At 53.0% G+C, this 26,652-nt stretch carries 26 protein-coding genes; 20 read left to right on the top strand and 6 right to left on the bottom strand.

Translation table 11 applies throughout. The features are described 5' to 3' along the window. Positions 1 to 5: 5 nt before the first annotated feature. Both flk and D6C13_RS07275 read right to left on the bottom strand, forming a co-directional pair. The gene (gene flk / locus D6C13_RS07280; RefSeq protein ID WP_120132133.1) at positions 6 to 1,055 is read right to left on the bottom strand and encodes a flagella biosynthesis regulator Flk; all 1,050 of its coding nucleotides are present in this window, start codon (positions 1,053 to 1,055) and stop codon (positions 6 to 8) included. 254 nt (positions 1,056 to 1,309) lie between these two features. Next, positions 1,310 to 2,206: a DMT family transporter gene (locus D6C13_RS07275; RefSeq protein ID WP_120132132.1), complete on the bottom strand. Its 897-nt coding sequence runs from the start codon at positions 2,204 to 2,206 to the stop codon at positions 1,310 to 1,312. 182 nt (positions 2,207 to 2,388) lie between these two features. Here D6C13_RS07275 and D6C13_RS07270 point away from each other — a divergent pair, with 182 nt between their 5' ends. From D6C13_RS07270 to hisP, 15 genes are all read left to right on the top strand, one after another. Further along, complete coding sequence (locus D6C13_RS07270) at positions 2,389 to 3,126, top strand: AraC family transcriptional regulator (protein ID WP_244212649.1); 738 nt, start codon at positions 2,389 to 2,391, stop codon at positions 3,124 to 3,126. Between the two features lie 100 nt (positions 3,127 to 3,226). Further along, complete coding sequence (pdxB, locus tag D6C13_RS07265) at positions 3,227 to 4,354, top strand: 4-phosphoerythronate dehydrogenase PdxB (protein ID WP_120132130.1); 1,128 nt, start codon at positions 3,227 to 3,229, stop codon at positions 4,352 to 4,354. Between the two features lie 114 nt (positions 4,355 to 4,468). Beyond that, entirely contained in the window at positions 4,469 to 5,479 is a 1,011-nt protein-coding gene (locus D6C13_RS07260; RefSeq protein ID WP_120132129.1) for an aspartate-semialdehyde dehydrogenase, read from the top strand. Positions 5,480 to 5,481: 2 nt separating this feature from the next. Further along, entirely contained in the window at positions 5,482 to 6,312 is an 831-nt protein-coding gene (gene truA, locus D6C13_RS07255) for a tRNA pseudouridine(38-40) synthase TruA (protein ID WP_120132128.1), read from the top strand. Between the two features lie 59 nt (positions 6,313 to 6,371). Continuing rightward, a complete protein-coding gene (locus D6C13_RS07250; protein WP_120132127.1) occupies positions 6,372 to 7,040 on the top strand; it encodes a DedA family protein in 669 nt (222 codons plus the stop codon). A 262-nt stretch (positions 7,041 to 7,302) separates the two neighbouring features. Next, positions 7,303 to 8,217 carry an acetyl-CoA carboxylase, carboxyltransferase subunit beta gene (gene accD / locus D6C13_RS07245; RefSeq protein WP_120132126.1) on the top strand — a complete coding sequence of 305 codons (915 nt, stop codon included), beginning with the start codon at positions 7,303 to 7,305 and terminating at the stop codon, positions 8,215 to 8,217. Positions 8,218 to 8,404: 187 nt separating this feature from the next. Beyond that, on the top strand, positions 8,405 to 9,691 hold the full coding sequence (folC, locus tag D6C13_RS07240) for a bifunctional tetrahydrofolate synthase/dihydrofolate synthase (protein ID WP_120132125.1): 1,287 nt from the start codon (positions 8,405 to 8,407) through the stop codon (positions 9,689 to 9,691). Then, entirely contained in the window at positions 9,681 to 10,472 is a 792-nt protein-coding gene (gene dedD / locus D6C13_RS07235) for a cell division protein DedD (protein ID WP_120132124.1), read from the top strand. The genes folC and dedD overlap by 11 nt, the downstream gene beginning before the upstream one ends. A gap of 346 nt (positions 10,473 to 10,818) precedes the next feature. Then, positions 10,819 to 11,310: a colicin V production protein gene (cvpA, locus tag D6C13_RS07230; protein ID WP_112288114.1), complete on the top strand. Its 492-nt coding sequence runs from the start codon at positions 10,819 to 10,821 to the stop codon at positions 11,308 to 11,310. Between the two features lie 30 nt (positions 11,311 to 11,340). After that, positions 11,341 to 12,858, top strand: coding sequence for an amidophosphoribosyltransferase (purF, locus tag D6C13_RS07225; protein ID WP_120132123.1), 1,518 nt, complete (start codon positions 11,341 to 11,343; stop codon positions 12,856 to 12,858). A gap of 129 nt (positions 12,859 to 12,987) precedes the next feature. After that, positions 12,988 to 13,560 carry a UbiX family flavin prenyltransferase gene (locus tag D6C13_RS07220; protein WP_120132122.1) on the top strand — a complete coding sequence of 191 codons (573 nt, stop codon included), beginning with the start codon at positions 12,988 to 12,990 and terminating at the stop codon, positions 13,558 to 13,560. 322 nt (positions 13,561 to 13,882) lie between these two features. Continuing rightward, positions 13,883 to 14,665, top strand: a complete 783-nt coding sequence (argT, locus tag D6C13_RS07215) for a lysine/arginine/ornithine ABC transporter substrate-binding protein ArgT (protein ID WP_120132121.1) — start codon at positions 13,883 to 13,885, stop codon at positions 14,663 to 14,665. Positions 14,666 to 14,771: 106 nt separating this feature from the next. Next, complete coding sequence (locus D6C13_RS07210) at positions 14,772 to 15,458, top strand: histidine ABC transporter permease HisQ (RefSeq protein WP_120132120.1); 687 nt, start codon at positions 14,772 to 14,774, stop codon at positions 15,456 to 15,458. Then, positions 15,455 to 16,171 carry an ABC transporter permease gene (locus tag D6C13_RS07205; protein ID WP_120132119.1) on the top strand — a complete coding sequence of 239 codons (717 nt, stop codon included), beginning with the start codon at positions 15,455 to 15,457 and terminating at the stop codon, positions 16,169 to 16,171. The genes D6C13_RS07210 and D6C13_RS07205 overlap by 4 nt, the downstream gene beginning before the upstream one ends. A gap of 29 nt (positions 16,172 to 16,200) precedes the next feature. Then, complete coding sequence (hisP, locus tag D6C13_RS07200; RefSeq protein ID WP_095922859.1) at positions 16,201 to 16,974, top strand: histidine ABC transporter ATP-binding protein HisP; 774 nt, start codon at positions 16,201 to 16,203, stop codon at positions 16,972 to 16,974. 52 nt (positions 16,975 to 17,026) lie between these two features. Here the strand turns inward: hisP and pepT are convergent, their stop codons facing one another. Further along, positions 17,027 to 18,259: a peptidase T gene (gene pepT, locus D6C13_RS07195; protein WP_120132118.1), complete on the bottom strand. Its 1,233-nt coding sequence runs from the start codon at positions 18,257 to 18,259 to the stop codon at positions 17,027 to 17,029. A 158-nt stretch (positions 18,260 to 18,417) separates the two neighbouring features. Here pepT and D6C13_RS07190 point away from each other — a divergent pair, with 158 nt between their 5' ends. Continuing rightward, positions 18,418 to 20,013 (top strand): ABC transporter substrate-binding protein, encoded by a 1,596-nt coding sequence (locus D6C13_RS07190; protein ID WP_120132117.1) that lies wholly within the window; start codon positions 18,418 to 18,420, stop codon positions 20,011 to 20,013. A 248-nt stretch (positions 20,014 to 20,261) separates the two neighbouring features. Here D6C13_RS07190 and D6C13_RS07185 read toward each other — a convergent pair whose 3' ends face one another. Beyond that, complete coding sequence (locus tag D6C13_RS07185) at positions 20,262 to 21,158, bottom strand: TIGR01777 family oxidoreductase (protein ID WP_120132116.1); 897 nt, start codon at positions 21,156 to 21,158, stop codon at positions 20,262 to 20,264. 151 nt (positions 21,159 to 21,309) lie between these two features. Beyond that, a complete protein-coding gene (gene yfcG, locus D6C13_RS07180; protein ID WP_120132115.1) occupies positions 21,310 to 21,936 on the bottom strand; it encodes a GSH-dependent disulfide bond oxidoreductase in 627 nt (208 codons plus the stop codon). Positions 21,937 to 22,252: 316 nt separating this feature from the next. Between yfcG and yfcD the strand changes: the two genes are divergently transcribed. Next, entirely contained in the window at positions 22,253 to 22,867 is a 615-nt protein-coding gene (yfcD, locus tag D6C13_RS07175; protein ID WP_120132114.1) for an NUDIX hydrolase YfcD, read from the top strand. A 41-nt stretch (positions 22,868 to 22,908) separates the two neighbouring features. Here the strand turns inward: yfcD and D6C13_RS07170 are convergent, their stop codons facing one another. After that, positions 22,909 to 23,925, bottom strand: a complete 1,017-nt coding sequence (locus D6C13_RS07170; protein ID WP_113877039.1) for a LacI family DNA-binding transcriptional regulator — start codon at positions 23,923 to 23,925, stop codon at positions 22,909 to 22,911. 353 nt (positions 23,926 to 24,278) lie between these two features. On the opposite strand from D6C13_RS07170, the gene D6C13_RS07165 reads away from it, so the two are divergent. From D6C13_RS07165 to D6C13_RS07155, 3 genes are all read left to right on the top strand, one after another. Further along, positions 24,279 to 24,722 (top strand): PTS sugar transporter subunit IIA, encoded by a 444-nt coding sequence (locus D6C13_RS07165; protein ID WP_120132113.1) that lies wholly within the window; start codon positions 24,279 to 24,281, stop codon positions 24,720 to 24,722. A gap of 126 nt (positions 24,723 to 24,848) precedes the next feature. Beyond that, complete coding sequence (locus D6C13_RS07160) at positions 24,849 to 25,130, top strand: PTS sugar transporter subunit IIB (protein ID WP_120132112.1); 282 nt, start codon at positions 24,849 to 24,851, stop codon at positions 25,128 to 25,130. 49 nt (positions 25,131 to 25,179) lie between these two features. Continuing rightward, positions 25,180 to 26,556 (top strand): PTS ascorbate transporter subunit IIC, encoded by a 1,377-nt coding sequence (locus tag D6C13_RS07155; RefSeq protein WP_120132111.1) that lies wholly within the window; start codon positions 25,180 to 25,182, stop codon positions 26,554 to 26,556. Positions 26,557 to 26,652: the final 96 nt, after the last annotated feature.

Below are 26,652 nucleotides of genomic sequence, written 5' to 3'. Positions count from 1 at the left end.
TGCGTTTAAAACAAGATCCACAGCAGAATAACGACGACCACGAACGCGATAAATAAGAGCGGTTTGCCGCCAATCGCCTGCATGGAAGGCGGCAGCATGGCGATCAGCGGATTCATGATCGGTTGCGGATCGGTGCGCGATACGGTCGTGAATACATCGTCAGTTTCATCCGCACGTGGTGAACGATCCACCCGCTGGCTGAACAGGACTCCGATCAGGTCACTGACCTGTGCCTGATTCAGCGGTGTGGATAACGTTGCGCTAAAGCGGTTGTCGGCATATTCGGTCAGTAGGTGAATTTCATGCGTACTGGCCGGTTGCTTGAGTACGCTGAGCAGCGTGGTCAGCGTCGGCGCCGTAGTTTGCTGGCTGAGTGAGGCTTTCACCTGCAAAAACTGACTCAGCAGCTGGAAATGCTTGGCCGGAATAGGCTCGCCGACTTTAACGCCCACCAGCGTAAACAGCGTCTGCCAGACTTTAACCGGCGCTTCGCCCGTCGCTGCGCTCAGACGTGTGACCAGTTGCTGCAAACTGTTGTGCTCGGCAGGCAGTAGAGGACGATCGGTGACCGGGGTCTGCTGGGGTAGCGGAATATTCATCTGACGGGTCTGGATCAGATCCAGCACCTGTTGCAGCTGCGGATGCGTTAGCTGGCTTAGTACGGTATGCCCGAAATTCTGGCGGATAAAATCACTGACCGCCTGACGGTTATTGCCCTGCGGCAACAGCTCGGTCAGTTGCAACATCAGCTGGCGAGACGCGTGGCTGTCCTGCGCCTGAGTCAGTTTTCCCTGTAACAGGGCTTCCGCCTGCGGGAACTGCTGCGAGGTGATTTCCGCACCATGCGGCAGCGAAAGTTCATGGCGCAGGCTAGCCCAGATTTCAGCAGATTTGACCGGCATCAGTGCCATCAGTTTGACGATCAGTTTTTCCAGCGTCGTGCGCTGTACCGGGGTTAAGGGCAGCTCAGCGCCTGGTTTTGCAGGAACGGTCTGACCCTGAGGTTGTGTTCTGTTGTCGCCAACCGGCATACCCGGGCCGCTCAAAGGTTGCATATCACCGTCCTTCGCTGGAAATTTAAAACGTCACTTTTACTCGAGTGAAAAGTAACAAGTACGGCGCAGTGCGCGGAAGCGCCTCATCATACCTGCAAAGTGTTTTTACCGACACCGCGAATAGCAGGCTGATAAAGATTCTTCAGGATATTGTTTCCTGAAACGGCAGATATAAACGTCTGGTGGGGCGCGAAAGCAAAAAGCAGGAAAGTCGCCACCCTCTTTTGGGAGGATGGCTGACCGCAATAGCGGATTTATTTTTGTTCCACAGAGGCAGGGCGGGAGTACAACGGTTTACGTAAACGCTGCGCAAGAATGACACCGGCAAGCGTGATGCCGCCGCCGATCAGGTGATAGCTGTGCAGCTGTTCATGCAGGAACAGTACGGCGATCACCGCAGTGAAAATTGGCGAAAGGTTCATGAAAATAGACGCTTTATTGGCACCCAGGCGAATAACGCCCTGGATCCACAAATAGGGCGCAATAATTGAAGCCGGGATCCCGGCGAAAATCACCAGCGGGATATTGTGCGCGTTCAGGCTGACATCACCGGCCATCAGGAAGTTCGGCAGCAGCAGTAATACGCCGAAAATGATCTGCACATATAAAGATTGCCAGTTTGGCAGCGGGATCGCCCAGCGCTTGGTTAACACGCCGTACAACGCATAAGACGCGGATGCCGCGAACATCATCAGTTCTCCCTTGCCGATGCCGTGCTGCAACAGTTGCGAAGGATCGCCCGCACTCACCAGCCACAGTAAGCCGCCGAGTGAAACAATACTGCCGAGCGCCACGCCCACGGTCGGCACGATGCTCAGCACCACCAGACCAATTAGCACGGTCAGCAGCGGGATCAGTGAATTGAGGATCCCCATAAACAGCGCGCTGACGCTGTGCGCCGCGTAATACGCCAGACTCTGATACAGCACCATGCCCAGCAGGCCGAGGATCAGCAGTTTCCACCAGTATTGTTTTACCGCTTGCAGGTTACGCAGCAGGCCCGGCAGCACAAAAGGAGTGAGCGACACTAAAGCCAGCAGCCAGCGGTAGAATGAGATGGCCGCCGGATCGATCGCGGAAGCCGAGGCTTTACTCACCACCGCATTCAGCGACCAGATGAGTACAGCAAAGAGAGGAAACAGCGCATTCATTGATTATTATCCCTAAGTAAATCGTCACGCTAGTGTACGGTTGTCTTATTTCTTAGATATAACGATAATCAGACAATGCATCGTGTAATTCAGACAACCCGCGCGTGGCTCACAGACAAAAGGTTTTTATGCTTCCTCCCCGCTCAGCGCCTCCCCGTTATTATCCGCCGGTCCCCGGGAAGATGCCGCTCACGCTGCTTTTTCGTGGCGAGATTGTGGAAGGGAATTCCGAATATGTGCGCCATTCACACCCGTGGAGCCAGATCATCTGTGTGAAATCTGGCGTTCTCGCCATGCTGGTGGCCGGGCAGCGTTATCTGGCGCCGCGTGAATTTGCTATCTGGGTGCCTGCCGGAGTGGAGCATTCAAGCTATAACCGCAAGACCACGCGGTTTTGCGCCATCGATATCGCGCCGGAACTCGATACAGATTTGCCCGCAGAGCCTTGCCTGCTGACGCCGACGGCCATTTTTAATGCGATTGCCGATGACTGTTTCTCACGAAATATGACAGAGCCGCAGACAGAAGCGGATCTGCGGATGTGTCGCGTTTTGCTGGATCAAATCAGTCTGGCACCGAGACAGAATACTTATCTGCCGACGTCTGAAAATAAACTGCTGGCGCCGGTTCTGAATGCGCTGGAGAAAAATCCGGCGGATAATACGTCGCTGGCGCAATGGGCAAAGCAGGTTTACACCACAGAACGAACTCTCTCGCGGCGTTGCCAGCAGGAGCTGGGAATGAGTTTTGCCCAGTGGCGTCAGCGGTTGCGTTTTCTGCATTCGATTTCCCTGCTCGAGCAGGGTAAAACGGTGCACGACGTTGCGCTCGATCTCGGTTACAGCTCGTCTTCAGCGTTTATCGCCATGTTCCAGCAGATTTCAGGAACCACGCCGCAGCGTTTTCGTAACGACAGGTAAAGCTGTGCCCTGAAAGTTGGGATCTGACTTCGTATCGTGGCAAAATCAATGCCCTCTTTATTTTCTATTCTTTCTTTAGGCCATGCTGCCGGAGACAAACGTGAAAATCCTGGTTGATGAAAATATGCCGTATGCCGTCGAGCTTTTTAGCCGACTGGGGAACGTGCAGGCCGTTCCTGGCCGTCCAATCCCGCAAGATGCCCTGAATGATGCTGATGCGCTGATGGTGCGTTCTGTGACGAAAGTGAACGAAAGTTTGCTGGCGGGAAAACCGGTGAAATTTGTGGGAACCGCCACGGCGGGCACCGATCACGTTGATGATGCCTGGCTGGCCAGCGCCGGGATCGGTTTCTCTGCGGCGCCTGGCTGTAACGCTATTGCCGTTGTGGAATATGTTTTCTCATCCTTGCTGATCCTTGCCCAGCGCGATGGTTTCCAGCTGCGCGACAAAACGGTGGGGATTATCGGCGTCGGCAATGTGGGCTCACGCCTGAATGCCCGCCTCGAAGCGCTGGGTGTCCGCACGTTACTGTGCGATCCGCCGCGTGCCGACCGTGGCGATGCCGGAGAGTTCTGGCCGCTGGAAAAACTGGTCGCTGAAGCGGATATCCTCACTTTCCACACGCCGCTGAATATGTCCGGCCCTTACGCGACGCATCATCTGGTGGATGCCGGTTTGCTGGCACGTCTTCCGGCTGACCGGATCCTTGTCAACGCCTGTCGCGGCGAAGTGGTGGATAACGCCGCGCTGCTGGACGCGCTGGACGGCAGTAAAAAACTGACGGCCGTGCTTGATGTCTGGGAGCCGGAACCTGATTTGTCGCTGGCGTTGCTGGATAAAGTCGCCATCGGCACCGCGCATATCGCCGGTTACAGCCTGGAAGGCAAAGCGCGCGGTACAACGCAGGTGTTTGAAGCCTTCAGCCAGTTTATCGGTCAGCCCCAAACGGTGCCGCTGGAATCCTTACTTCCTGCGCCGGAATTTGCCGAAGTGACGCTGAGTGGCGCGCTGAGCGAACCCAAACTGCTGCGTCTTATTCACTTAGTGTATGATGTGCGCCGCGATGACCGGCCTTTGCGCCGTGTCGCCGGGAAGCCGGGCGAATTCGATAAGCTGCGTAAGTTCTATGAAGAACGTCGTGAGTGGTCATCTTTACGGGTTATCTGTGACGATGCAGCAACCGCTGATGTGCTGAAAAAGCTGGGTTTCAACAGCCAGTTAGGTTGAGTTAAGCCTGCCTTAAGCTTCTTCGCCTACAGTGGTGCGATAACTATTTGAAAGCCGGGCGGTGATGTTCATCGCCCTTTGTATTTTGTACTTTTATTTCTGGAGAATACCAACATGTCTGATGGCTGGAATATTGCGCTGCTTGGCGCAACGGGCGCAGTCGGTGATGCGTTACTGGAATTATTGGCAGATCGTCAGTTTCCGGTTGGTGAGCTCTTCCCGCTGGCCAGCGAACGCAGCGCCGGTCAGACCGTCCGTTTTAACGGCAAAAGCCTGCGCGTGCAGCTGGCATCAGAATTCGACTGGTCGCAGGTACAGCTGGCGTTCTTCGTTGCCGGTGCCGAGGCCTCTGCGCTGTACGCTGAAGAAGCGGCAAATCAGGGCTGTCTGGTGATTGACAGCAGCGGCCTGTTCTCGCTGGAACACGATATTCCTTTAGTGGTGCCGGGTGTGAATCCGGACGCGCTGTCCCATTACCGCAACCGCAACATCGTTGCCGTGGCGGACAGCCTGACCAGTCAGTTGCTGACCGCTATCAAACCGCTGACCGAACAGGCCGGTTTGTCCCGTCTGCACGTGACCTCTTTGCTGTCTGTTTCTGCGCTGGGCAAAGCCGCTGTTGACGATCTGGCCGGTCAGAGTGCGCGTCTGCTGAACGGTATTCCGGCAGAAGAAGGTATTTTCAGCAAGCAGCTGGCTTTCAACCTATTACCGCTGGTCAGCGATGAAGAGGGCAGCGTGCGTCAGGAACGTCGTCTGGTTGATCAGGTTCGCAAAGTGTTGCAGGACGAGGGGCTGCCGATTTCCGTCAGCTGTGTGCAGTCGCCGGTATTCTATGGCCACGCTCAGGTGGTACATCTCGAAGGTCTGCGTCCGCTTTCAGCAGAAGAAGCACGCACTGAACTTGAGCGCATTGATGACATTAATCTCAGCGATGAAGATGACTTCCCGACGCAAGTCAGCGACGCCTCCGGCAACGCGAATCTGAGCATCGGCTGTATCCGTAATGACTACGGTATTCCTGAGTTACTGCAATTCTGGTCAGTGGCTGACAACGTTCGTTTCGGCGGCGCGCTGATGGCGGTGGAAACCGCAGAGAAGCTGATTAACGAGTACTGGTACTGATTATGTCCGAAGAAGTTATCGCTGACGTCAGTGCGGCTCCGATCGCCGGACGTGTAGCGTTAGGCGTTGAATATAACGGCAGCGCGTATTTTGGCTGGCAACGCCAGAATGACGCCGCCAGTGTGCAGGAATGTCTGGAAAAAGCGCTGAGCCGCGTGGCCAACTCGCCAATTGTTGTGCTGTGCGCCGGGCGTACTGACGCCGGTGTCAGCGCGACCGGACAAGTGGTGCATTTTGATACGCCGGTTCTGCGTAAAGATGCGGCGTGGACGATGGGCGTCAATACCCATCTGCCTAAAGATATCGCTGTGCGCTGGTGCGCGAACGTGAGCGAGGATTTCCACGCACGTTTCAGCGCCACCGCCCGCCGGTATCGCTACGTTATTTACAATAACCGCTACCGTTCAGCGATTTTGCACACCGGCGTGACGCATGTGCATATGCCGCTGGATGTGGAAAAAATGCAGCTGGCCGGACAGGCGTTACTGGGCGAAAACGACTTCACGTCTTTCCGTGCGTCTCAGTGCCAGTCGCGTACGCCGTGGCGTTATGTCATGCATCTCAACGTCAGCCGCCACGGTCATTACGTGGTGGTGGATATTAAAGCTAACGCCTTTGTGCATCATATGGTGCGCAATATTGTCGGCAGCCTGGTGGAGATTGGTGCAGGCAATCAGCCGGTAAGCTGGATGTCCGAGTTGCTGGCGGCGAAAGACCGTAATCTCGCTGCGGCGACCGGCAAGTCCGAAGGTTTGTATCTGGTATCTGTTGATTATCCTGAGAAATTTTTATTACCTCAGGTGAGTATGGGGCCACTGTTCCTGGAAGATTAAGGAACACTTTTAACGATTGCTAAAACAGCGTTTTTGACCAGGAAGAGGTGGAGTATCTAATGGGCTTTATTCACTTTGTCATTGATTTCATTTTGCATATCGATGTGCATTTAGCAGAACTGGTTGCGCAGTATGGCATCTGGGTTTACGGAATTTTGTTCCTGATTTTATTCTGCGAAACCGGTCTGGTCGTCACACCGTTCCTGCCGGGTGATTCGCTGCTGTTTGTGGCGGGGGCGCTGGCGGCATTGCCGGGCAATGATCTCAATGTTCATGTTATGGTCGCACTGATGGCCGTTGCGGCGATCGTCGGTGACGCCGTGAACTACACTATCGGACGGGTATTTGGTGAACGTCTGTTCAGTAATCCGGACTCTAAGATTTTCCGTCGTAGTTATTTAGACAAGACGCATAAGTTTTACGAGAAACATGGCGGCAAAACGATTATTCTTGCGCGCTTCGTGCCGATCGTCCGCACGTTTGCGCCGTTCGTGGCCGGTATGGGGCATATGTCCTACCGTCATTTCGCTGCGTATAACGTGATTGGTGCGCTGGTTTGGGTGCTGTTATTTACCTATGCTGGCTACATTTTCGGCGATCTGCCGATTGTTCAGGAAAATCTGAAATTACTGATCGTCGCGATCATCGTGGTTTCCATCCTGCCGGGTGTGATTGAAATCTGGCGGCACAAACGCGCAGCGGCGAAAGAAAAGCGTCAGCAGGATTAATTCCCGACGTTTTTTATGCGTGCGCTTTAAAATTTAAGGCATTAAACCAGAGGGTAAGACCAGTTTTTTATCCACAGTGTCTGGCCGTTATGGTTTAATGAGCGACAATTTATGGTCTGTTCCTGCGAACAACCCTTCTGTGGCGCGGTGTGTGAGGTTTTTCATCACCCCGCGTACAGGCGAATGTGGGTAGGTTTCAGGGGACTTGTTACAGCATGAACAGCGGACTGGCTTCGGCCGGGTTCAAACAGAAAGGTTATCGATGAGCTGGATTGAACGAATTCTTAGTAAGAGCACTGACTCGCAAACCCGTAAGGCAAGCATCCCTGAGGGCGTCTGGACTAAATGCGACAGCTGCGGACAGGTTCTTTACCGCGCCGAGCTTGAGCGCAACCTCATGGTGTGCCCTAAGTGCGACCACCATATGCGCCTTACCGCGCGTATGCGTCTGGCCACTTTCATGGACGAGGGTAGTGAGGTTGAATTAGGCAGCGAGCTTGAGCCTAAAGATATTCTGAAGTTTAAAGATTCCAAGAAATACAAAGATCGTCTGGTGGCTGCTCAGAAAGAAACCAACGAAAAAGATGCACTGATCGTCATGAAAGGCACCCTGTACGGTATGCCAATTGTGGTGGCGTCTTTTGAATTTGCTTTCATGGGCGGTTCAATGGCTTCTGTTGTCGGTGCGCGTTTCGTACGTGCGGTTGAACAGGCGCTGGAAGATAACTGCCCGCTGGTGTGTTTCTCTGCCAGTGGCGGCGCTCGTATGCAGGAAGCGCTGATGTCGCTGATGCAGATGGCCAAAACCAGTGCAGCATTGGCGAAATTACAGGAACGCGGCCTGCCGTACATTTCTGTACTGACTGACCCGACCATGGGCGGTGTTTCTGCCAGTCTGGCTATGTTGGGTGACATCAACGTCGCTGAGCCGAAAGCGCTGATCGGTTTCGCCGGTCCACGTGTTATCGAGCAAACCGTACGTGAAAAACTGCCGCCGGGCTTCCAGCGCAGTGAGTTCCTCATCGAAAAAGGTGCGATTGATATGATCGTACGTCGTCCGGATATGCGCGCCAAACTGGGCAGCGTTCTGGCGAAACTGACCGGGCAACCGGAGCCGAACGTGGTTGACGTCCATGTTCCTGTCAACGGTTCAGCCGCTGACAACCAGGACGCCTGATCTAACAGGGTAAAAGCCGGTCAGTGAGTCGGGCGGCCATCTGTTGTTGTGCCGCCCGCTGTTTTTCTGCAAAACAGGCAGCCCGTGCTTTTACTCTGTCGGTGAATTCTGACAAAGAGGGCATTGCCTGCTGTCACAGTCTGGTGATGTAGTGTCGAAGTGAACCTGATAAGGTTGAACGGGACTCATGCAAAATCAACTTATTCCCCAAGCCACGTCGCCTTTGGCCACGTGGCTTTATTATCTCGAACATCTCCATTCTCAGGCCATAGAGCTTGGCCTTGACCGGGTCAGAGCGGTTGCCGATAAACTCGATTTACTGACCCCTGCGCCACGTGTTTTCACCGTCGCCGGAACCAACGGCAAAGGCACGACCTGCGCAACACTTGAATCTGTTCTGATGGCTGCCGGATACCGTGTGGGTGTCTACAGTTCCCCGCATCTGGTGCGTTATACCGAGCGTGTGCGTATTCAGGGTGAAGAGTTGCCCGAATCAGCGCACTGCGAATCTTTTGCGGTACTCGAAGCCGGGCGGGGCGATATTTCGCTGACCTATTTCGAATACGGCACGTTGTCAGCGTTGCACTTGTTCAAACAGGCTAAGCTGGATGTGGTGATCCTTGAGGTCGGGCTGGGCGGGCGTCTGGACGCGACAAATATTGTTGATGCCAGCGTGTCTGTTGTCACCAGTATCGCACTCGATCACACTGACTGGCTGGGTTCTGACCGTGAGAGCATTGGCCGCGAAAAGGCCGGTATTTTCCGTGCAGGTAAACCTGCAGTGGTGGGTGAGCCGGATATGCCGCAATCCATTGCTGACGTTGCACAGGAAAAACAGTCTGATTTATACCGCCGCGATGTGAACTGGCATTTTTCTGCTGATGCAGGATACTGGCGCTGGGCAGCGCTCGACGCGGGCAAAGAAGTGAATGTTCTGGAAGCGTTGTCGTTGCCTAATGTGCCGCTGGCCAATGCGGCCACCGCGCTGGCAGCACTGCATTATTCCGGTCTGAATGTTCCTGAAGCCGCGCTGCGCAGTGGTTTGCAGCGTGCCGCTTTGCCGGGGCGTTTTCAGACGGTGAGTGAATCGCCGCGTCTGATCCTTGATGTCGCGCACAACCCGCATGCCGCAGCCTATCTGGCCGGACGCCTGGCGGAGCAGCCACGTAATGGCGGCAAAGTACGCGCTGTCGTTGGAATGTTGAAAGACAAAGATATTGCCGGTACGCTGGCTTGTCTGTCGCCTCAGGTCGATGAATGGTATTGCGCGCCGCTGGAAGGCCCGCGCGGTGCCAGCGTTGCCGAACTGACGGTACATTTACCACAGGCACGCCCATTTGATGATGTGGAGTCTGCCTGGAAACAGGCTATGCAGGAGGCGGCTCCACAGGATATTGTGATTGTCTGCGGTTCGTTTCATACCGTAGCTCACGTAATGGATGCTTTAGACACGGGGAAAACCAGTGGCAAGTAAGTTTCAAAATCGTCTGGTCGGGACCATCATTCTGGTGGCGCTGGGCGTCATCATTTTGCCCGGTTTACTCGACGGCAAGAAAAAGCATTACGAAGACGAATTTGCGTCGATCCCATTGGTGCCAAAACCGGGTGATGTTGAGGAACAAGATTCAGTGCCTCCGGTCACGCAATCGCTGCCTGCTCAGCCACCGGAAGGTGCAGATCAGTCCATGACGGGCGGGCAGAATGCTGACAGTTCTGCCAACAACACCAACGCAGCGAATCATGGCAATGTGGCACCTGGCAATACCACGGTGGAATCACCACCGCCGGTAACGACGATGCCTGAGCAGAAAAAACCGGTGCAGACCACGCCGGTCAAACCTGTGCAGCAAAAGCCTAAACCGATTGAACCGAAACCGATGGTGGAAGCCAAACCGACGGTGAAACCTAAACCGGTCGAGCAGCCGAAGCCGGTTGAACAGCCTAAAGCCGTTGCCGAGCAGCCAAAACCTGTTGAGCAACCTAAACCTGCGCCACAAGAGAAAGCGCCGGCAGGGCAGTCTTATGTTGTGCAACTGGGGGCGCTGAAGAACGCCGCGAAAGCCAATGAAATTGTGGCGAATCTGCGGTTGTCTGGTTTCCGCGCATACACTGTGCCAGCCACACCGGTTCAGGGGCAGATCACGCGTCTGTACGTCGGGCCGGATGCGTCGAAGCAGAAACTTGAAGCGTCACTTCCGCAACTGCAACAGCTGAGCGGATTGGGCGGGCAGGTTCGGGCATATTCTGCTCACTGATTTTATTCCTCCCCGTGCGAAGGGGGAGGCGGGGAGGGGGTTAGCAGGCAACTTCAGATTCAGAGTTGCCATTAATACCCCACCCCAGCCCTCCCCTTCGCAGGGGAGGGCGCTGATAAAACATAAAAAATTCCAAGGAGGGCACAAGCGATTTGTGCCCTTTTTCTATAAGATCCTCTGGTTGGGTTTTTATAGGTTTATGCTGCGATTGAGGTTTTTTTAATCGCTATTATTAATTTGTCTGACCGGCAGATTTCCTCTACGCAAACGTTTTCTTTTTCTGTTAGAATTCGCCGCGAACTGGATGCCGGGGTAGACGCGACTAGATTAGACACTGGAATAGTTAATGGTCTGGATTGATTACGTCATCATTGCGGTTATCGGATTTTCTGCTTTAGTCAGTTTGATCCGTGGCTTTGTTCGCGAGGCTTTATCGCTGGTAACCTGGGCTTGCGCCTTCTTTGTTGCCAGCCATTATTACCCTTATCTCGCCATCTACTTCACGCGTTTCGAAGATGAGTTAGTTCGAAACGGGATCGCAATTGCCATCTTGTTCATCGCGACGTTGATCGTAGGTGCAATTGTCAACTATGTGATCAGTTCGCTGGTGGAAAAAACCGGGTTGTCCGGCACTGACAGGGTGTTAGGTGTGTGCTTCGGCGCACTGCGCGGGGTGTTAATTGTCTCTGCGATGCTGTTCTTCCTGGATACCTTCACCAGTTTTTCACAAAGTGAAGACTGGAAACAATCTCAGTTGATCCCACAATTCAGTTATATCATCAGGTGGTTCTTTGACTACCTGCAGAGCACGTCGAGTTTCTTGCCAAAACATATTTAGTTCTGGCAGCGCTGAAGAGGAAAAGACAACATGTGCGGTATTGTCGGTATCGCCGGTTTCATGCCGGTAAACCAGTCGATTTATGACGCGTTAACGGTGTTACAACACCGTGGGCAGGATGCCGCAGGCATCGTCACCATTGATGCCAATAATAACTTCCGTTTACGGAAAGCGAATGGCCTGGTGAAGGATGTTTTCGAAGCCCGCCATATGCAACGCTTACAGGGCAACATGGGTATTGGCCATGTGCGCTACCCAACGGCTGGCAGTTCCAGCGCTTCAGAAGCTCAACCTTTTTACGTCAACTCTCCGTTCGGCATCACCCTTGCTCACAACGGTAACCTGACCAATGCTCACGAATTGCGAAGCAACCTGTTCGAAGGCCAGCGTCGCCATGTGAACACCACATCCGATTCAGAGATCCTGCTCAATATCCTGGCGAGTGAACTGGACCGTTTCCAGCATTACCCGCTGGAAGCCGATAACATTTTCGCTGCGGTTGCTGCGGTGAATCTGAAAATTCGTGGCGCTTATGCGTGTGTGGCGATGATCATCGGTCACGGCATGCTGGCGTTCCGTGACCCGCACGGTATCCGTCCGCTGGTTATCGGTAAGCGCACGCTGCAAGATGGCCGCAATGAGTACATGGTGGCGTCTGAGAGTGTGGCACTCGACACATTAGGCTTTGAGTTCCTGCGTGACGTCGCGCCGGGCGAAGCGGTGTATATCACCGAAAAAGGCCAGCTCTACACCCGCATGTGTGCTGAGAATCCACAGTACAATCCGTGCCTGTTCGAGTACGTGTATTTCGCGCGTCCTGACTCCTTTATCGACAAGATTTCCGTCTACAGCGCCCGTGTCCGTATGGGTGAAAAGCTGGGTGCGAAGATTGCCCGTGAATGGGAAGATCTGGATATCGACGTGGTTATTCCTATCCCGGAAACTTCCTGCGATATCGCGCTGGAAATCGCCCGGATTCTGAATAAACCGTACCGTCAGGGTTTTGTGAAAAACCGCTACGTGGGCCGTACCTTTATCATGCCGGGTCAGCAGGAACGTCGTAAATCAGTACGCCGTAAACTGAACGCCAATCGCGCTGAATTCCGTGATAAAAATGTGCTGCTGGTGGATGACTCCATCGTGCGCGGTACCACCTCTCAGCAGATTGTTGAGATGGCGCGTGAAGCGGGTGCGAGACGTGTTTATCTGGCGTCTGCTGCGCCGGAAATTCGTTTCCCGAACGTGTACGGTATCGATATGCCAAGCGCCAATGAACTGATTGCGCATGGCCGTGAAGTCAGCGAAATCAATCAGATGATTGGTGCTGATGCGTTAATCTTCCAGGATCTGAGCGACCTTATCGCCGCAGTGAAAGAAGACAATACGGATATCGAGAAATTCGAATGCTCAGTCTTCGACGGTGTTTACGTCACTAAAGACGTTGACCAGAACTATCTGGAATACCTCGAAGCCCTGCGTAACGACGACGCTCAGGCGTTGCGTGGCCAGCAGGAAGCGGAAAACCTCGAGATGCACAACGAAGGCTGATTAGCCGGTTGCTGACATCCGCCTAAGCGCGCTCCTCCGGTGAACTCCGGGCGGGCGCGTTTTTTTATGTCCGGATTTATGTCAGTATTGGCAGCATCGGGTCCGGTAACCTTCTCTAAGGCAGTGTTCATGAAACGACTTATCGTCGGTATTTCAGGCGCCAGCGGCGCAATTTATGGTGTCAGGCTTTTGCAGGTTTTGCAGAGCGTACCTGATATCGAAACCCATCTGGTGATGAGCAATGCCGCCCGCCAGACGCTGACCCTGGAAACGGATCTGACGCTGCGCGACGTTCAGGCACTGGCGGATGTCGTACATGATTCCCGCGATATTGCTGCCAGCATTTCTTCCGGCTCTTTCAAAACAGCGGGTATGGTGATTTTACCCTGCTCGGTCAAAACGCTTTCCGGCATTGTGAACAGCTATACCGATGGCCTGCTGACCCGCGCGGCGGACGTGGTGCTGAAAGAGAGCCGCCGTCTGGTATTGTGCGTGCGTGAAACGCCGCTGCATCTGGGCCATCTGCGCCTCATGACGCAGGCTGCTGAGCTTGGTGCCATCATTATGCCGCCGGTTCCGGCGTTTTATCACCGCCCGGCGACGGTAGACGATATCATCGATCAGACGGTCAACCGCGTTATCGATCAGTTTGATATTGAGCTGCCCGAGGACTTATTTGTTCGATGGCAGGGCAGTCGCTAATCTTTCTTCTCCCAATCCGCACTCATTTCGCGCAGTTCGGTTACATTGCACCAACAATGATCACAATTTGATTCATTAAGGTGCAGTGTTCGACGCCCCTTCAGCTATTCTTCCTTCAGACCTTTGAAAACTTTCATTATCCCGATGCTTTTTTGACCGGTTTTCGTTCTCACACAGCAGAAAATCGTTGTACTGAGAAACGGCACGAAAAGTGCATGAGAAAATCTGGCAAAAAGCCATTTGCATCGTTCAGCAAACTATAAAAAGACGTTCATTCACGCACACACAACCACAACAGATGAATAATCACTGAGGCTAATGTATGAAAAAGTTGTTCAAGGTTCTTCCGCTGGTTCTGGTCTTAGCCAGTGCGGGTAGTGCATTTGCTGCCGCGCCTAAAGCAATTAATATCGGTACTGATCCGACTTACGCCCCATTTGAATCTAAAGACTCCAGCGGCAAGCTGGTTGGCTTTGATATCGACCTGGCTAACGAGATGTGTAAACGTGCAGAAATCAAATGTACGTACGTTGAAAGCGATTTCGATGCGCTGATCCCATCCCTGAAAGCCAAGAAAATTGATGCGATAATTTCCTCGTTATCCATCACTGAAAAACGTCAGTTGGAAATTGATTTCACAGAAAAACTCTACGCCGCTAACGCCCGTCTGATCGCACCTAAAGGTTCTAAAATTCTGCCCACTCTGGACGCGCTGAAAGGCAAAAACGTCGGTGTGTTGCAAGGTTCTACTCAGGAAGCCTATGCCAACGCACAGTGGCAGCCAAAAGGTATCAACGTGGTGGCTTACCAGAACCAGGATCTGATTTATGCGGATCTGGCTTCCGGCCGTCTGGACGCGGCATTCCAGGATGAAGTGGCTGGCAGCGAAGGCTTCCTGAAACAGTCAGCGGGTAAAGACTATGCGTTTGCGGGCCCGTCAGTGAAAGATGATAAATTCTTCGGCGTGGGCACCGGTATGGGTCTGCGTAAGAATGAAACTGACCTGAAAGACGCGCTGAACAAGGCGTTTGACAGCATGCGTAAAGACGGTACTTACGACAAGCTAGCGAAAAAATATTTCGACTTTGACGTTTACGGCGGCTGATTCGCGCTGTGAGTTGTGCCAAGGGGAGCGGTGCGCCGCTCCCTGCGGTTCTGACGCAGGCCATCCTCAGGCCTGTGGCGGGATCTTCTGAAGACAGGAAAAAACCATGCTGTATGGGTATTCCCAGGTAATTATCCAGGGCACGTTGGTGACACTGGAGCTGGCGATTTCGTCAGTTATTTTAGCGCTGGTGATAGGGCTTATCGGGGCTGGTGGGAAATTGTCGAAGAGCCGGGTGATTTCCGGTTTTTTTGGATGCTATACCACCCTTATCCGCGGCGTACCTGATCTGGTTTTGATGTTATTGATTTTTTACGGATTGCAGATTGCCCTCAACAGCCTCACCGAATCCATCGGCATGACGCAGATTGATATCGATCCTATGAGCGCCGGTATCATTACGCTGGGCTTTATTTACGGTGCCTATTTCACGGAAACCTTCCGTGGTGCGTTTATGGCCGTTCCCCGCGGGCAAATCGAAGCGGCGACCGCCTTCGGTTTCAGCGGCTCACAAATTTTCCGTCGAATTTTATTCCCGGCCATGATGCGTTTTGCTCTGCCCGGTATTGCCAACAACTGGCAGGTTATTCTCAAAGCCACCGCGCTGGTGTCATTGCTCGGCCTGAATGATGTGGTTAAAGCCACGCAGCTTGCGGGCAAAGGCACGTATCAGCCGTTCTACTTTGCGATAGTGGCGGGTGTGGTTTATCTGATTTTCACCACGCTGTCGAACGGCGTGCTGGTGTGGCTTGATCGCCGTTATTCGCTGGGTGTGAAGAGGGCTGATCTATGATCGAAATTTTACAACAGTACGGTATGTCCTTGCTCTACAGCGACGGCTACCGTTTTACCGGTCTGGCGATCACCCTGTGGTTACTGATCAGCTCCGTGGTGATCGGCGGGCTGCTGGCGGTGCCGATGGCGGTGGGGCGCGTATCGTCCAACAAATTCCTGCGCTATCCGATCTGGCTGTATACCTATATTTTTCGCGGTACGCCGCTGTATGTGCAGTTGCTGGTGTTTTACTCCGGGATGTACAGTCTGGAAATCGTGCGTGGTACAGACTTCCTGAACGCCTTCTTTCGCAGTGGGCTGAACTGTACGATTTTGGCGCTGACGCTCAATACCTGTGCGTACACCACCGAGATTTTTGCCGGTGCGATCCGCTCCGTTCCGCACGGTGAAATTGAAGCGGCCAATGCTTACGGATTCTCACGTTTTAAGCTGTATACCTGCATTATTTTGCCGTCGGCATTACGCACGGCGCTGCCGGCTTACAGCAATGAAGTCATTCTGATGCTGCACTCCACCGCGCTGGCATTTACCGCCACCGTGCCGGACGTGCTGAAAATCGCCCGCGACATCAACTCGGCCACGTATCAGCCGTTTTATGCTTTCGGGATTGCAGCCGTGATTTATCTTTGTGTTTCTTTTGTCCTGATTGGTCTGTTCCGCAAGGCGGAAAAACGTTGGCTGGCGCATGTTAAGCCACAGTCAAGCCACTGATAAAAATAACCATTGCGGATATAAACATTATGCCAGAAAACAAATTAGCGGTTCTCGATCTCCACAAGCGCTATGGCGACCACGAGGTGCTGAAAGGCGTTTCATTGTCGGCCAATGCGGGAGATGTGATCAGTATTATCGGTTCATCAGGTTCCGGGAAAAGTACTTTCCTGCGCTGTATTAATTTCCTTGAGAAACCAAGCGAAGGGTCGATCAGCGTCAATAATCAGGATATCCGTATGGTGCGCGACACCGACGGTCAACTGAAAGTGTTTGATAAAAAACAGCTGCAACTGCTGCGTACCAAACTGACGATGGTCTTTCAGCATTTCAATTTGTGGAGCCACATGACGGTGCTGGAAAACGTCATGGAAGCACCAGTGCAGGTGCTGGGGCTGAGCAAAGCAGAAGCGCGCGAACGTGCGGTGAAGTATCTCGACAAAGTGGGCATCGACGCCCGCGCACAGGGTAAATACCCGGTGAATTTATCAGGTGGTCAGCAACAACGTGTGTCTATTGCCCGCGCGCTGGCGATGGAACCGGAAGTGCTGCTGTTTGACGAGCCGACTTCTGCGCTCGATCCTGAACTGGTCGGCGAAGTGCTACGCATTATGCAAAAGCTGGCGGAAGAGGGGAAAACTATGGTAGTGGTGACGCATGAAATGGAGTTTGCCCGTCATGTCTCCAGCCACGTTATTTTCCTGCATCAGGGCGTGATTGAAGAGCAGGGTGACCCGTCCGAAGTCTTCGGCAGCCCGAAAAGCGCCCGCCTGCAACAGTTCCTGTCAGGTGCGCTGAAGTGATTGAAACTCCTCCCCTTCGCACGGGGAGGAGCAAGACAAAGAGCGAGTCAAATCAACCCTTCGCCGCCAGCAGGCACAACTGAACGGTCAGTTCGTAGGATTTCACAAAGGAATTCACCGGCAGGAACTCAAATTTCGAGTGGAAGTTATGTGCGCCGGTAAAGTAGTTCGGCGTCAGTAAACCTTTGGCTGACAGCGCTGCACCGTCGGTGCCCCCGCGCATCGGGATCACTTTAGGCTCCACGCCAATCTCTTTCAGACCGGCAAAGATCAAGTCAATTGCCCGGCGGTCTTCCCCTATGGCGCTGCTGATATTGCTGTAGGTATCGCTGATTTCCACAGATACTTTTGCCGTCGGATACTGCGCGGCGATCTCCTTCGCGACATCCTGAATTTTTTGCTTACGTGCCGCAAAACTGGCGCTGTCGAAATCGCGGATGGAGGCTTTCAGTTCTGCGCCTTGCTGTGAAGCGCTCATGCCGTTGAACCAGACATAACCTTCACGGCCTTCGGTATTTTCAGGCGTTTCTGCACGATCAAAATGACTGATGAAATCCTGTGCCATCAGCAGCGGATTCACCAGCACGCCTTTGGCCGACATCGGATGCGCGGTCACGCCGGTAAAGGTGATTTCAGCCGCCGCCGCGTTGAAGTTTTCATACACCACTTCACCCAGTTCACAGCAGTCGATGGTATAAGCAAAATCCACATCGAAACGGGCGAGATCCAGTGCTTTCGCGCCGCGCAGGCCGATCTCTTCATCCGGCACAAACGCCACCACGATATCGCCGTATTCCTGATCAGCGGTCAGGTTTTCCAGCAATGTCATCACGACAGTCACCGCCGCTTTATTATCGGCACCCAGCACGCTGGTGCCGTCGCTGAAAATAATGTCTTCGCCTTTATAAGGCAGGATTTCAGGGCGTTCGGCAGGGCGCAGCCAGATATCCTTTTCAATATTCAGGCACACATCTTCGCCGGTAAACTGCAGCGTCTGCGGATGGATATCCGGGCGCAGGCCGACATCCACGGTATCAATATGCGTGATGAAACCGATGCGCGGGCCACCTTTTTTGGTGCCCGGCTTCACTGCGGTCACGGTCGCGTATTCATCAATCTGAATGTTTTCCAGCCCCAGATGATGTAACTCATCGGCCAGTAAACGCGCCATATCATGCTGGCCCGGTGTGCTTGGCAGGGTGGTCGCGCTGGCATCACTTTGTGATGTTACAAAGAGATAGCGGTAGAAACGTTCGGTAAGCTGCTTGGCAATTGTTGTCGACATTTTAACCTCTGAATGTGCGCAGATAGGGTTCCCTGTTATAAGATTTTCATATATAACAAAGTATTACTATGTGTTACCCAGATGTTAATCTGTTTTTGCTTTAGGTTCCACGCTGAAGAAGCTCCAAACACTCTCCGGACAGGGAAAAAGGGAAAATAATGAAACACAACATATTAAAAATAAGCACAGGTTTACTGGCGCTGGCCATCACCGGCGGCGTTTCTGCCAAAACACTGGTGTATTGCTCTGAAGGTTCGCCCGAGCAATTCAACCCGCAACTTTACACTTCTGGTACCTCTGTGGATGCCAGCGCTGCACCGATTTATAACCGTCTGGTGGATTTCAAAATCGGCACGACGGAGCTTATCCCAAGCCTGGCGGAAAGCTGGGATGTCAGTGCGGACGGTAAAACCTATACCTTCCACCTGCGCAAGGGCGTGAAATTTCAGAGCAACAAACTGTTCAAACCCAGCCGCGATTTCAATACTGATGACGTTATCTTCTCGTTCATGCGCCAGAAAGATGAAAATAACCCGTACCATAAAGTTTCAGGCGGCACATATCTGAACTTCGACAGCCTGAAAATGGGCGACCTGATCGGCAGCATCGATAAGGTGGATGACTATACGGTCCGCTTCAATCTGACCCGCCCGGAAGCGCCTTTTGTGGCCGATCTGGCCTGGTATTTTGCATCTATCCTCTCGGCCGAATATGCCGACCAGATGCTCAAAGCCGGAACACCGGAAAAAGTCGATCAGGATCCGGTCGGTACCGGGCCATTCGAACTGATGCAATACCAGAAAGATACGCGTCTGCTGTACAAAGCCTTCCCGGAGTACTGGCAGGGCAAATCCAAAATTGATCGTCTGGTGTATTCCATCACGCCGGATGCCTCGATGCGTCTTGCTAAACTCGAGAAAAATGAGTGCCAGGTGATGCCTTTCCCAAATCCGGCTGACCTTGAGCGTATGCGTGCCAACAAAGATATCAATCTGATGAGCAAGGCTGGCCTGAACACCGGTTTCCTTTCGTTCAATACGCAGAAAGCGCCGCTGGATAACGTGAAAGTGCGTCAGGCGCTGACCATGGCGATCAACAAACCGCAAATTATTGAAGCGGTTTTCCACGGCACGGGAACCGTCGCCAAAACGCTGCTGCCGACCGGTGTCTGGAGCTACAACGAGAAACTGGTGGATTACGATTATTCGCCTGAAAAAGCCAAAGCACTGCTGGCGGAAGCCGGTATGCCGAATGGTTTTGAGATCGATTTGTGGGCAATGCCGGTTCAGCGTCCGTATAACCCGAACGCCCGTCGTATGGCGGAAATGATTCAGGCGGACTGGGCGAAAATCGGCGTCAAAGCGCACATCGTCAGTTACGAATGGGGCGAATACCAGACCCGTATCCGTAACGGCGAGCACATGGCAGCACTGATGGGCTGGACCACCGCGAACGGTGACCCGGATAACTTCTTCGGCCCGCTGTTTACCTGTAATGCTGCGAAGGGCGGTTCAAACTCAGCGAAATGGTGTTATGCGCCGTTCGATAAACTGATCACCGAAGCGAAAGAAACCACCGATCATGCCAAACGCGTCGCGCTTTACGAACAGGCCCAGCAGATGATGCACGATCAGGCCCCGGCAGTGATGATCGCCCACTCCACCATTTTCGAACCCGTTCGCAAAGAAGTGACCGGCTATGAAGTGGATCCGTTTGGGAAACATGTGTTTTATCAGGCGGATGTGAAGGAGTAAATCCTGAACGGGGTTTGCACTTGAATTGTGAAAGTTTCGGTTTCTCAATAGCAGTTCTCACTCGGGCTATTTCGTCGAAACCGAGCAGAGGGGAAAGCTTTTCCCCTCTGCACTCCCCTGGCTTTTTCACTGCGCGCTGCCGCAGGAATGAAGGACATGTTCCGGCGCAGAAAGTCAAGTGATCTCAGTGAGTAAGAAACCGAAACATCCCCAATCTGGTTGAGCAGGGTTAAGGGCAGCAAGACCCTTTACCCCAGCAAGTCCTCCAGCGCTTCCTTCAACTCCTGATGCTTAAATATAAATCCTGCCGCTTCCAGCCTGCGCGGTACGGCCCGCTGGCCGCCCAGCACCAGCACGGCGGATTCACCCATCAGCAGGCGAACCACTGGCGCAGGTGCGCGCATGAAGGCCGGGCGGTGGAGGACTTCACCGAGCAGGGCGCTGAATTGTTCGTTACGTGCCGGATATGGCGACACCATATTGAACGGGCCGGAGAGTGTTTCGTGGGCGAGCAGGAACAAGATCCCGTCAACCATGTCGTCGATATGGATCCATGGCATGTATTGCTGACCATCGCCGATCGGGCCGCCGAGACCGGCGCGGAAGGGCAGCACGATTTTTGCCAGCGCGCCGCCTTTTTCGGCCAGTACGATCCCGGTTCGCAGCAAACAGACCCGCGTGGCCGGACTTTGTGCGGACAGTGCCAGTGCCTCCCAGCGGGCGCACAGTTGCCAGGTAAATTGCTTGTTCGGCGGCTCATCTTCAGGGACCAGCGCCTGGCCCTGATCGCCGTAATAACCCACCGCCGAACCGGAAATGAATACCGAAGGGGGCGTCTGACTGGCATTAATCAGCGTCGCCAGCTTTTCAGTGAGCTGCCAGCGACTTTCACACAACAGGGCTTTGTGCTCTTTCGTCCAGCGCTTATCCGCGATGGGTTCACCGGCAAGGTTGATGACGGCGTCGAAGCCGTCGAGTGTGGTTTTGCCTTCCAGTGTTTCCCAGATCTGAACCTGCGAACCTAGCAGTTTTGCCGCACGCTCAGGGGCGCGGCTCAGCGCGGTAATCTGATGAGATTGTTCAAGAAGCCGCCCGGTGAGTTTGCGACCGATGAGGCCGGTGGCGCCGGTGATTAAGATCTTCATATCGTGATCCTTAACTGTCTGAATTCGCGGATGAACTGTTTCTAATCATAGATGAGTCATCGTCATTAACTCGCGATATAGAGCACAATTAAGTGTTTTTATTTTGCGCAAGGGAAAACACCTCCGGCAAAGTCCGCAGGTGTCGGGAGGATTATGCCTGTGCTAACGCGTAGGCTTTTTGCGTCGCCGGACGGCTTTTCACCCGCTCACACCAGTTACGTACGGCCGGATATTCAGCCAGATCAATTCGCTGGCGTTCATGCGCCACCACCCACGGGTAAGTGGCAATATCGGCAATGCTGTAATTCTCGCCTGCGATATAGGCATTTTTCTCCAGCTGACGGTTCAGCACTGCATATAAACGCCGGGTTTCCTGCAGGAACCGTTCGATGGCATAAGGTACGGGTTGCGGGGCGAAGTGGTTAAAATGATGATTCTGTCCGAGCATCGGGCCAAATCCCGCAACCTGCCAGGTCAGCCATTCCAGCGTAAGCGTCCGTTCGCGCAGTTCCGGACTGAGGAATTTGCCGGTTTTTTCTGCCAGATACTGCAAAATTGCGCCAGACTCAAAGACACTGATCGGCGCGCCGCCATCCACGGGCTGATGATCGACAATCGCCGGGATTTTATTGTTGGGCGAAATAGCGAGGAATTCAGGCCTGAATTGCTCTCCGGCGCTCATATCGATGCGATACAGCCGATATGGCAGGCCACTCTCTTCAAGGAAAAGAGAAATTTTATGGCCGTTGGGCGTGGGTGCGTAATAGAGATCGATCATAGTGCCTCCTGCGTGGTGGTAATCAGACTCCGCGACTTGCGGGGCGGGATGCGTCAATGGTGAATTGATAATCACAAGCTTTTTATCATGACTTATAGGTTATCATAATGCATATGAATGACCGTCTATGTCAGAGTTGTCTGATGGCGAACTTTGTGGGCTAACATAGCTTTTACGGTGCAGGAACGCATCCATAGCTATTGAAGCGACCCAGCAGACCCAGATAGAATCTCCGGACATTATCGACGTGTTGCAAAATCACAGCGCACAGACTTATTGCGCACAGACCAGCGCTTAAAAGAGAAGGTTCCAGCGGATGTCAGAACAAGAGCAAAACATCAGTACGGATGAGTGGGTTGATATCGTCAACGAAGATAACGAAGTCATAGCCCAGGCCAGCCGACAACAAATGCGCGCTCAGGTCCTGCGTCACCGTGCCAGCTATATCGTGGTTCACGATGGCATGGGAAATATTTTGATCCAGCGCCGCACTGAAACCAAAGATTTCTACCCGGGCTGGCTGGACGCAACAGCCGGTGGCGTAGTGCAAAGCGGTGAAAATATCCTCGATTCTGCGCGTCGTGAAGCAGAAGAAGAATTAGGGATTGCCGGTGTGCCTTTTGCCGAGCACGGTCAGTTCTATTTCGAAGAAGAGAACAAATGCCGCGTCTGGGGTGCCTTGTTCAGCTGCGTATCCCACGGTCCGTTCGCTCTGCAGGAAGAAGAAATTGATGCTGTACGCTGGATGACGCCGGAGGAGATCACTGCCCGCTGTGATGAATTCACGCCAGATTCACTTAAAGCCCTGTCATTGTGGATGACGCGCAATAATGAGAAAGAACACGGCAAGCCTCTGACGCGTGAAGCGGCAGCACCGGCGGCTGATGGTGTGACAGGTGGTGAAGATTCGTCGACAGAAGACGATATCTGATAAGCAACTCGCGGGCGATACACTATCGCCCGTTGTTTTTTCTAGCAGCTGTCGCGCTTACACAATGACGATGCAATCGTCACCTCTTCCCATTCCTCGTCATTAATCCTCGCCAGTAACGCCTGTGCCGCGCGCACGCCGATTTCTTTATGCGGAATAGCAATGGTGGTCAGCGGTGGCTGACAGACTTTGCTGACGTCTGAATTGCCAAAACCGACCACAGCCAGATCGTCCGGCACTTTGATTCTTCTGCGCTGGCATTCGTACAGCGCGCCGCAGGCCAGATCGTCAGACACACACACCAGTGCGTCGAGTTCAGGCCAGGCCAGCAGGAATTCAGGCAGTTGCTGAGCTCCGGTAGAAAAGCAGGCAGGCTCCGCGGCGTTAATCACCCGGTGCGGCGACATATGCGCTTTCAGCATCGCTTTACGCCAGCCCTGCAAATGTTGCTGGAAAATCCACTGTTCCTGATTGGCGCAAAGCATGCCGATATTCTGATAACCCTTTGCCACCACGGTCTGCGTCAGCTGAAACATCGCTTCGACGTAATCAATACCGATATTCATATCGATGGGCGAATCGGTCAGCGCGCCGATTTCCAGCACCGGAATGGTCAGATTATCCAGCCATTGCCGGACATTTGCGGAATGCTCGACGGAAAGCAAAATAGCCGCCGCCAGATTGTAGGACAGCAGCGTTTCCAGCAGCTTTTCCTCACGCTCCATGCGGTGCTGGGATTCGGCCAGCATGATCTGATATCCCGCCGGTTGCAGCACTTTCTGTAAGCCCGCAAACATCTCCGCACAACCGGATTCAGACAGGCTGGGCACAATCATCGCAATGGTATTGGACGAGGCGGAAGCCAGCGAACTTGCGGCCTGATTTGGCAGATAACCCAGCTGGCTGACGGCTTCTTCGATTTTCTCCCGCAGCTTGTCGGAAACCTGCTCCGGCGTTCGCAATGCGCGGGAAACAGTCATGCTGCCCACGCCAGCCAGCTGCGCGACATCCGCCAGCGTGACTCTTCCGGTACTGCGTCTTTTCTTGTTAATGGACATTCACGATCCTGACCTTAACTGCGCATCTTGCGCACAATGTATACCTACAGGCATAACGAAAAAAGCGGGCCGCAGCAGGACCGGCATAACGGGAACTACGGCAGAATTCGGTAAATTATCGGCAATTTCCAGACAAAGTATACCGTTATTTGTGCAAACCGCTGGCCGTTGATACCGCCGTGTGATTATTTTTGATAGCGCTATCACAGATCTCAATGATAGAAGCTTGGTAGCGCTATCTTTGTGAGATGTATCACGGATGTTAACGCTACCGCTGAAGTAGAGTCTGGATCGTTGGTGCGGTCTGGGGGAAATTTGACCGGCCATCTTCAAAAATAAAACGGAGCATCACTATGCTGAAAGATTGGCTGACCTCTGAACGAATTCAGATCAGAACGGATATCACGGACTGGCGGGAGGCAGTGGAAGTGAGCGCTGAGCCACTGCTGAAAGAAGGGACAATTACCCCGGATTACCTGACGGCGATTTTTGCGCAGCGGGAAAAACTGGGGCCGTATTTTGTTCTGGCACCGGGCATCGCAATGCCGCACGCCAGACCGGAAGAGGGAGCAAATGGACTGGGATTATCGCTGCTGACCTTACCGCCGGGGGTGAAATTTAATTCAGAGGATAACGATCCGGTATATACCGTCGTCATGTTATCCGCGCCCGATAAGCACAGTCATATTGAGCTGATTTCTGAACTGGCTGAATTATTTTCCAGCGATGAAGATATGCAAAAAATCCATCAGGCTAAAACCATCCATGAAATACAGGAAGTGATTTCCCGCTATTAATTTGAGTTAATACCGCACAAGGGAAGTTAACTTCAGTCAGGGAATTATAAATAATCAGAGGCCAGAATACGGGCAACTGATACGCAGGCTTACACTTTCAAAACAGATAATGAACAGGTGAATAAAATGAAAATTATGGCGATTTGCGGTTCCGGTTTAGGCAGCAGCTTTATGGTCGAAATAAACATTAAAAAAGTGCTGAAGAAATTGAATATTCAGGCGGATGTTCAGCACTCCGATTTGTCTTCTGCCATTCCCGGTGAAGCCGACCTGTTCGTGATGGCGAAAGACATCGCCGCCAGTGCCAGCATCCCGGATAATCAGTTAGTGGTGATCACTAACATTATCGATATTAATGAACTTGAAACCAAACTGATTGCGCATTTTGAAAAACACCCAGTGTCCTGACGGCACTGAATAACCCTACAAATAAAACAAATAGACAAACGAGGTGGATATGTTTATCCAGGAAACGCTCAAGTTTGTGGTTGATATATTAAAAGTGCCTTCCGTACTGGTGGGGCTCATCGCATTAATCGGCCTGGTGGCACAGAAGAAAAATTTTTCTGATGTGGTCAAAGGCACGGTTAAAACAATACTGGGATTTTTAGTATTGGGCGGGGGTGCCACGGTATTAGTGGGCTCTCTTAATCCTTTAGGCGGGATGTTTGAACACGCCTTTAATATCCAGGGCATTATTCCAAATAACGAAGCCATTGTTTCCATTGCGCTGGAGAAATTCGGTGCGCCGACCGCCTTAATTATGGCGTTTGGTATGGTGGCAAACCTGATTGTGGCGCGTTTCACCCGACTGAAATATGTCTTCCTGACCGGGCATCACACGTTCTATATGGCCTGTATGATCAGCGTCATTCTGACGGTGGCTGGTTTCGAAGGCGTTGCTCTGGTCTTCACCGGCTCACTGACGCTCGGTCTTATCATGGCGTTCTTCCCGGCGCTGGCGCAGCGTTATATGCGTAAAATCACCGGCAGCGACGACGTGGCGTTCGGCCATTTCGGCACCATCGGTTACGTTTTATCAGGCTGGATCGGCAGTAAAGTCGGCAAAGGTTCACGTTCTACGGAAGAGATGAATCTGCCGAAAAACCTGAGTTTCCTGCGCGACAGTTCCATTTCTATCTCCCTCACCATGATCATCATTTATCTGATTATGGCGGTGTTCGCCGGTCAGGTCTTTGTTGAAGCGACTTACAGCGCGGGCCAGAACTATCTGGTGTACGCCATCATCATGGCCATTACTTTCGCGGCGGGTGTGTTCATCATTCTGCAGGGTGTGCGTCTGATCCTGGCGGAAATCGTTCCGGCATTCGTCGGCTTCTCTGAAAAACTGGTGCCTAACGCCCGTCCGGCGCTGGACTGCCCGGTGGTTTATCCGTACGCACCGAATGCCGTGCTGATTGGTTTCCTGTTCAGCTTCCTCGGTGGTCTGGTCGGTTTGTTCCTGTTAGGACAAATGCATCTGGTGCTGATCCTGCCGGGCGTGGTGCCGCACTTCTTCACCGGTGCGACCGCGGGTGTCTTCGGTAATGCGACTGGCGGACGTCGCGGTGCGATGGTCGGTGCGTTTGCTAACGGCGTGCTGATTACCTTCCTGCCGGTTCTGTTGTTACCGGTACTTGGTGCGCTGGGCTTTGCCAACGCGACGTTCTCCGACGCGGACTTCGGCGTTATCGGCATCCTGCTGGGTAATCTGGCGCGCTTCATGTCGAAGGAAGGCATCATGGCGCTGATTGTCGGTATCTTCGCGGTGCTGGTCGCCTGGAACTATCTTGGCAAAAAACCAGTGGCTGAGAACGAAGTCACCGAGAAGTAATTCCCTGCATTTAACCTTTTTTTAGCTAATACGGTTATCAACTAATACGTTTTTTAACTCCATCCGGGAAACACTGTCCTGCCTGTTAGCAATAAC

It is taken from the genome of Rahnella woolbedingensis, assembly GCF_003602095.1.
Classification (GTDB): domain Bacteria; phylum Pseudomonadota; class Gammaproteobacteria; order Enterobacterales; family Enterobacteriaceae; genus Rahnella; species Rahnella woolbedingensis.
Note: the sequence above shows the minus strand (reverse complement) of the source record. Positions and strands in the feature narration are given on the sequence as shown.